Origin of the sequence: Dokdonella sp. (genome assembly GCF_035703485.1) — a bacterium.
Taxonomy (GTDB): domain Bacteria; phylum Pseudomonadota; class Gammaproteobacteria; order Xanthomonadales; family Rhodanobacteraceae; genus Dokdonella.
This window is the reverse complement of sequence record NZ_DASSYD010000014.1, coordinates 1-6,853: the sequence shown is the minus strand read 5'-3', so window position 1 is coordinate 6,853 and position 6,853 is coordinate 1. Positions and strand designations below refer to the sequence as shown.

At 61.6% G+C, this 6,853-nt stretch carries 7 protein-coding genes; 3 read left to right on the top strand and 4 right to left on the bottom strand.

The window, feature by feature from the left end; translation table 11 throughout:
* A partial coding sequence (locus tag VFN25_RS01300; RefSeq protein WP_325137991.1) for a serine/threonine-protein kinase occupies positions 1-1,626 on the bottom strand: 1,626 nt, incomplete at its 3' end.
* 105 nt (positions 1,627-1,731) lie between these two features.
* Between VFN25_RS01300 and VFN25_RS01295 the strand changes: the two genes are divergently transcribed.
* The 3 genes from VFN25_RS01295 (at position 1,732) to VFN25_RS01285 (ending at position 4,517) form a co-directional block, all read left to right on the top strand.
* On the top strand, positions 1,732-2,295 hold the full coding sequence (locus tag VFN25_RS01295) for an ECF-type sigma factor (protein ID WP_325137989.1): 564 nt from the start codon (positions 1,732-1,734) through the stop codon (positions 2,293-2,295).
* Between the two features lie 153 nt (positions 2,296-2,448).
* Positions 2,449-2,925: a hypothetical protein gene (locus VFN25_RS01290; RefSeq protein ID WP_325137987.1), complete on the top strand. Its 477-nt coding sequence runs from the start codon at positions 2,449-2,451 to the stop codon at positions 2,923-2,925.
* Complete coding sequence (locus VFN25_RS01285; RefSeq protein ID WP_325137985.1) at positions 2,922-4,517, top strand: hypothetical protein; 1,596 nt, start codon at positions 2,922-2,924, stop codon at positions 4,515-4,517. Before VFN25_RS01290 ends, VFN25_RS01285 begins: the two co-directional genes overlap by 4 nt.
* Before the next feature lie 27 nt (positions 4,518-4,544).
* Here VFN25_RS01285 and VFN25_RS01280 read toward each other — a convergent pair whose 3' ends face one another.
* The 3 genes from VFN25_RS01280 to VFN25_RS01270 form a co-directional block, all read right to left on the bottom strand.
* Positions 4,545-5,930 carry an AMP-binding protein gene (locus tag VFN25_RS01280; protein WP_325137983.1) on the bottom strand — a complete coding sequence of 462 codons (1,386 nt, stop codon included), beginning with the start codon at positions 5,928-5,930 and terminating at the stop codon, positions 4,545-4,547.
* Between the two features lie 10 nt (positions 5,931-5,940).
* Complete coding sequence (locus VFN25_RS01275) at positions 5,941-6,492, bottom strand: L-threonylcarbamoyladenylate synthase (RefSeq protein WP_325137981.1); 552 nt, start codon at positions 6,490-6,492, stop codon at positions 5,941-5,943.
* Positions 6,492-6,853 (bottom strand): topoisomerase C-terminal repeat-containing protein (locus VFN25_RS01270; protein WP_325137979.1); only part of this gene is annotated, 362 nt, incomplete at its 5' end. The genes VFN25_RS01270 and VFN25_RS01275, both read right to left, overlap by 1 nt.

Here is a 6,853-nt window from a genome sequence, read left to right as displayed (position 1 = left end):
CGCCAATGCCTGCTGATAAAGCGTTTCGGCCTTTTCCGCGTCGCCGGCATAGAATGCGATATCGCCCTGGAGCAACTGCAATGCCGCCATGGCGCGAGGGCGGATGCCGCGGTCTGAATCCGCTTCCGCGGCAGCGAGGAGGGTCTTGGCCCGCTGATTGTCTTCACGACGCAATGCAATGAATGCCAGCATGGCACGCACCTCGGTACGCAGTGAGGGATCGGCCGAGAATTCGATATCGATACCGTCAGAGGCGACATCGAGCAATGCATCCACCGATTGCACCGCGCCAGCGCTGCCGCGAGGATCGGCTGCGGCAAGCGTCTCTTCAAGGAATCCGAGCACCTGATCCTGGCGCCGGGTTTCGGCGACCGCCTGCGCGGCGGATGTTTGCGCAGCGTATGTGGCCGCGCGCAGGTTCCGATTCTGCTGCCAGAGTGCCAGCGATCCGGCGCACAGCACCATCAACAAACTCGCGGCCAACGCCGAACCCAGCGGATTGCGTCGAAGGAAACAGCCCAGCCGATACAGCGGTTTTCCTTCGCGCAGGCTGATCGGTTCGCGCCCGCGCCAGGCGATCAAATCCGCACGCAATCCACCGAGATCGGGATAACGCTGCTCCGGGTGATCCGCCAGGCAGTGTTCAATGATGGCGTCCAGATCCGTGTCAATCTGCTTGTGCGTGTAGGCGTCGTTGCAACGCGCAAGAGCACGCAGATTGCCTTTTCGATCGGCTTCTCCGCGCAGGCCATTGGCGAAGATGGCACGCGCGAGCAGGCCGATCTGGTATTGATCCGACGCCACTCCCGGTATTTCGCCCCGGCCTTGCTCGGGGCTGTTCCAGCCCGGTGTCACGGCGGCAGAAGGCGCACTGCCGTGATCTTCGACCAGTGACCGTGCAATACCAAAATCCAGTACGCGCAGTCGTCCATCGCTTTCGACCATCAGGTTGGCCGGCTTCAGATCGCCGTGCACCACCAATTGGCGATGGGCATAGCCAACGACGTCGACCAATTGCAGCAACAGGGCAAAGCGGGCTTCAAATGGCGGGCGTGCTTCCAGCAGGTGACGATCCAGTCGAACGCCGTCGATCATCTCCATCGCCAGCCATGGATAACCGTCGTCGTCGATACCGCCATCGAGAACCGTCGCCAGACCCGGATGACTGAGTCGGGCCAGCAGTGCTCGCTCGCGGGTCAGATGTTCGGCAGCCTGGGCGCGATCCAGAAGCGGCGTATCAAGGATGCGCTTGATGGCGACCGTTTGCTCGAACTGGCCATCAAAGCGGTGCGCGGCGTAGACCTCGCCCATGCCGCCGTGACCGAGAAGCGCATCGATCACGAACGCGCCGACTCGCGTGCCCGCCTGCAGCGGAAGCGCGGTCGTCAAATGCTTGATCGCGGCCCCCGTTGGTGTGGCATGGTCGTCTTGTGCTTCCCAGGCCTGCAACAAGTGAATCAGCCGATTGGCCAATGCTGGCTTTTCCAGATACAGCCGTTCGAGCTCAACTGCGCGTTCGTCCGGTGCCAGCGACAGCAGACGCTCAAGCAGCGCGTCCGTCTGTCGCAATTGCTCGTCGTCCGACGTATTCGGGACAGGTCTGGTGGAATCGGTTGGTAAATTCATCGTCGAAAGCATAGCTGCAGCAGGCTCTGATCTAAACTGCTGGTCGAAGCGTGGGCAAAAGGCCGCGCCAGACTGACCGTGCGTTCAACGAGTGGAGCCCTGTCCATGAAATCCCATGACACGCTGATCCGCGCATGGCGCGATGGCGACCCGAAGGCAGCCGAGCAACTGTTCTCGTCGCTTTATCCGGAGCTGCAAAAACTGGCGACACGAGCGCTTGCCGCACACCGGCGCGGCCCCACGCTGGATACCGGTGCGCTGGTACAGGAAGCTTGCCTGCGCCTGTTGGGCTCGACAAGGTCGTCGCAATCCGCGTTGCATCTGCGCGCCATCGCCGCATCGGCGATGCGTCAGATCATCGTCGACCATGCACGCCGCCATCTCGCCGCAAAGCGTGGCGGAGCCTGGCTCCAGGTCACCCTTGGCACGGCCATCGACGAGGAAGAGCTCAACGCGCTGAGTCCGGAGCAAATCGTGGACACCGATCTCGCGTTGCAACGACTTGCTGCGCTGGGCAAACGTCCGGTGCGCGTGGTCGAATGCCGATACTTTGCCGGATTGAGCGAGATCGAAACGGCCGAAGCCCTGTCGCTTTCGCGCAGCACGGTGCAGCGCGAATGGCGGCGTGCTCAAGCGTGGATGAAAGTGTTGAGCGACGAGGCACGTTGATCCGTAAATCAGCTCGTGTTCCGGATTGCGCACCGAATCCTGTCCTTTCGGCATGGACCGTGACGCTTTTTTCCTGCGGTTTGCGTACTCCGCAACAAGTCCTGCTGCGGAGTCAACGTTTTGAGAGCTTCATTCCCATTCAGATCCATCGTAATGTCCGGCGTCACCCTTGCCGCCGCGACAGCAGTTTGCAGCGCCAGTGCACAGGCGCCCCATGCGAATTGGCTGGCGAATCCGTGTTCCGCCATCCTCGCTGCCGATCTTGGTGCCGTATTGCCGGGACCCGAATCGGCCATCACCCGCAAGCCGCGGTCGGGCAAGTTCGAGTCCGAATGCCTGTTTGCCGATACCGCCTCGCATCGATCCCTGCGTCTGGTGCTGCACCCGGCCAAGGACACCGCACGCGTGACACGTCAGCTTGAACGCTTGGCCAACGGTGAGTCGGCCGGCCAGCGAACCGACATCAACGGCTACGATGCCGTACTCAGTCCGGATGGCCTGCAGATCAGTGTTGGCGTCGACCATTGGCTGGTGACATTGATCGCCTCGAATCCGATGCCGACCGACACCGCCCACTCACTCGCCGCGCGGGTCGTTGCGCGGATCGGCGCCATGGAAGCTGCGCCATGATGCGTCGCACCGGCTTGATCCTCGCCCTGTTGATCGCCACCGGCACTGCGAACGCCGCCAACTGGACGGTCACTCAGTCCGGACCGAGTGGCGTCGGTTCTTTCACCTGGGCCTTGACCCAGGCCAATGCGGCCGATGCCACCGAGCAGCAGATCATCGAGTTCGATCTGCCGATCGGCCAACGCCGCATCCGGCCGCTGGTCGCCAGCCCGTGGCCGTCGATCAATCATCCGGACGTGATCATCGATGGCGGTGAGCCCAGCGACCTGTTTTCCAGCGATCGCATCACGCTCGAAGCGGTCCGCGGCAATGGCTTCACGTTTGCGAATACGCTGCTGCATGTCGGACCCGATGCCCGGCGCCTGAAGTTGCGCGATCTGTCGGTTATCAGTGGATTCGGGCGAGGACTGGGGAATTGCCTGAATGCCCAGTTGGCCAGAGCGGATATCCAGATCGAGATCGATCGTGTGACGTTCGCTTTCTGCCAGTCCCAGGGCAATGCCATCGACGGCACCGGTGCCTTCGGCGGCGCGATCTTTTCGGTGGGTGGGCTGACCATTCGCGATAGTCTGTTCTATCGCAACGAGGCGAATACCGGCGACCAGCTCGGCATCGTGCCGCCCAACTCGGTTAGCGCCGCAGGCGGTGCCATTGCGATCTACTATGGCACCGTGCTGATCCAGCGCACCGGCTTCATCGAAAACAAGGTACTGTCCAACGAGCATCAGGCCTGGGGAGGCGCGATTGCTTTTCTGAGTGCCGAGGCAGGTTACCTCACCATTATCGACAGTCACTTCCAATCCAACAGCATAGAGCGCGTATCCGCCATTGCGCAGAACCTGAGCCGGATCGGCGGCGCCATCCATTCGCTCGCGGCCAAGACCCACATCAATCGCAGCAGTTTTGTCGACAACAGCGCGCTGGCTGGCGGTGCGCTGGCAGCAAGCAACGCCGGTGCCGGCGGCCAGACGACGGCTGAATTCAAGATCGAGAATTCGCTGATCGCGTCCAACACCGCCGAGCTTGATGGCGGTGGCGTCTACTTCGACTGGCCTGGGCTGCGCTACTCGCAACGCAATGCGACCTTCGTCGACAACGATCTGGTGTCCGGCATTCGCGGCAGACACATGGCGATCCGCGCCGGAAGCCTGCTGCAGACATCGCACTCGATCATCTTCGGCGATAGCGGCACTGCCGGGGTCGCCAGTTCGTGTGAGTTCGAGCCCGGCGTCGTGCCGATAGACGCCTCGGTGGGCAACAGCCTCAGCATCGAGGAGGGCTCGTTTCAAAGCTGCTCGGCCGCTGGCGCATTCCCGGTTGCCGACAACGACGCGATTGGCCTGTCACCGGCTGGTCCGATTTCCACCGCGATCGGCAACCAGTACTGGCCGCTGGTCGCGGGAGGCCTGGCGATTGATGGCGGCGCGGCGGGCGCGCCGAGCGATTCGGACTGGTCGCGTTGCTCGCCATCGGATGTGCTTGGCACGGCACGCCCGGTCGATGGCGACGGCAACGGTTCGGCCCGCTGCGATATCGGCTCCTTCGAGTACCGGATTCCCGAAGCGCCCATTTTTGCAAATGGTTTTGATTGAGCGACGAGGTGATTGCCGGTGTTCAGTTCAGTCTTGCTGGAGCGCTGAAATCAGGGCCTGACGCGGCAACTTGCCTGTCTCGTTGCGCGGGAGGCGATCGACGATGCGCAACGGTCTCGGCAGGAACACCGGATCGATTTCCTTGCGCAGCATGGCCCGGAGCTCCTTGTCCGAGCGCCCCGGTGCGACAACCAGCGCGGCGATCCGACGCACGTTCGACGTCTCGGAAGCATCGAGCTGGAAAACCACGCCGTCATGCACGCCTTCCAGCGCATTCAGGCGCCGGGTCAAGTCGGCGAGCGAGGCGCGTTTGCCGGCGATTTCGAGCAAATCTGCATTGCGCCCGGACAATGTGAATTGTCGATCCGCATGCAGTTCAACAATGTCCTGTAGCCCAACCGGGTCGGAGAGATGTCCGGCATTGACCACGGTTCCATCGGGAAGCGGACTGAGATTCACATCCGGATACAGGTGCCACTTGGCTTCTGCTGCCGTGCGACGATGGGCAATGACGCAAGTCTCGGTTGAGCCGAACAACTCGATGACTTTCGTTGCGAACCTCGCTTCAGCCGCCTTCGCCAACTCGCTCGTCAACGGAGCGGTAGCCGAAACGATGGCCGCAATGGAAGGCAGATTCAATGGTGCGCGCAACAAGGCCTGCAGATGAACAGGTGTGGTCACAAGCACGCGTGGCATGGGAAGTGTCTCCAGCTCTGCGGCGATGTCGGCTGGAAACAAGGGTCTTCCGGAATGCACGGAGAATGGTCCGAACAGCGGTAGCAGTACCGACAGTTCCATGCCGTACATATGCTGGGGCGGAACCGTGGCGAGGACCTGAGCCGTTTCGCCTGCTTGCAACGTCAGCACCGAACACAACGCGTCGATATTCAGCGCACTGCCGAGTCGAAAGTTTTGCCAGGTCTTGATGTTGGCCTTCGGTTGGCCGGTACTGCCCGAGGTGAAGCCGATGGCCGCCGCTGTCGTCTCAATGACCGAAGGATGCGGGTTGGGGCATCGTGAGAGACCGGTTGCCGAGTCGAACCGGGGCAGACAAAACATCTCACCATGGGCGTCACCGCCATGCGACTCACCAAGCAGGTAGGTCCCCGCATAGTTCGCGCGGACATCGGCGATGACCTGCAAGGCTCGTGACGAGGGCAGCAGACTGATATGACCACGACTGGCCGCCGCACAGAAGCCGACCAAGAACAGATAGCGATCATCACAAAGGTTGATCGCACTACCAGTTTCGGGCAACAGCGCAGCCGCGTCGGCGACATCAGCAAGAAACTCACGCACGCAGACCGGACGACCGTCGCGCCAGGCAAAAACGCGCTCACTGTCTGCGTGCCCCAGAAGCAGCAACTCTCCTGCGGGATCTGCAACTCGCCCCGGAACAACAACAGCGGACATCATCCATCCCTCAGTGACGCAGCACTTTCCCGCTGATAGCGTCGCGTAATACGGTTGGGCGCTCAAGGCCCCCGAGTGGTCCGCTGACGATGGCATCCAACTGATCGCCAAACGTCAGTCGCACCGCCTCTTCGCTTCGGGCCGCTTCCTGACCGTGGGTATTTGCACTGGTCGAAACAATCGCCGCACCATACGCGACACACACGGCGCGAGCTATCGGATGGGAAGTGATTCGGACCGCGATGCCGGCATGTTCGCCGACGATCCATGCAGGAACGTCATTGTTTCGCGGAAAAATCCAGGTGTTCGGTCCAGGCCAACTGGCCATGGCGCGCGCTACGACCTCGCTGGAGCATTCTCCGAGAAAGGGCTGGATCTGCGAAAAATCAGCTCCAATCAAGATCACTCCGGCACCTTGCGGGCGCTGCTTCAAGGCAAATATCCGACGAACGGCGACTTCATTGTGTGGATCGCAGCCCAGCCCCCAGACCGCCTCGGTCGGGTAGGCGATGACCCCGCCGGAGCGGAGCGCAGCAGCCGCGGCAGCAATGGATGCTTCCATCAACGTTCGCTTGCGGAGGGCGCGCTGTCGGCAGACTTCTTGATTGCAGTTTTCTTGACTGCTTTCTTCGCCGCAGTCTTTTTACCTGCGGTCTTCTTGCTTGCCGTCTTCTTTTTCGCTGCCTTCTTCACGGCCTTCTTCACGGCCTTCTTCACGGCCTTCTTCGCGGGCGCCTTTTTCGCCGCAGTTTTTTCCGCGGTCTTCTTGCTCGCTGCCTTTCCTTTGGCGCCCTTGCCGAACCCGCGCTTGGGTCGGAACGGGGCCGCTGCAAGCAATTCGACGCACTCAGCCTCGGTCAGGGTTGGCGGTTCGCGATCCTTCGGGATACGCGCGTTCTTTTCACCATCGGTGATGTAGGGTC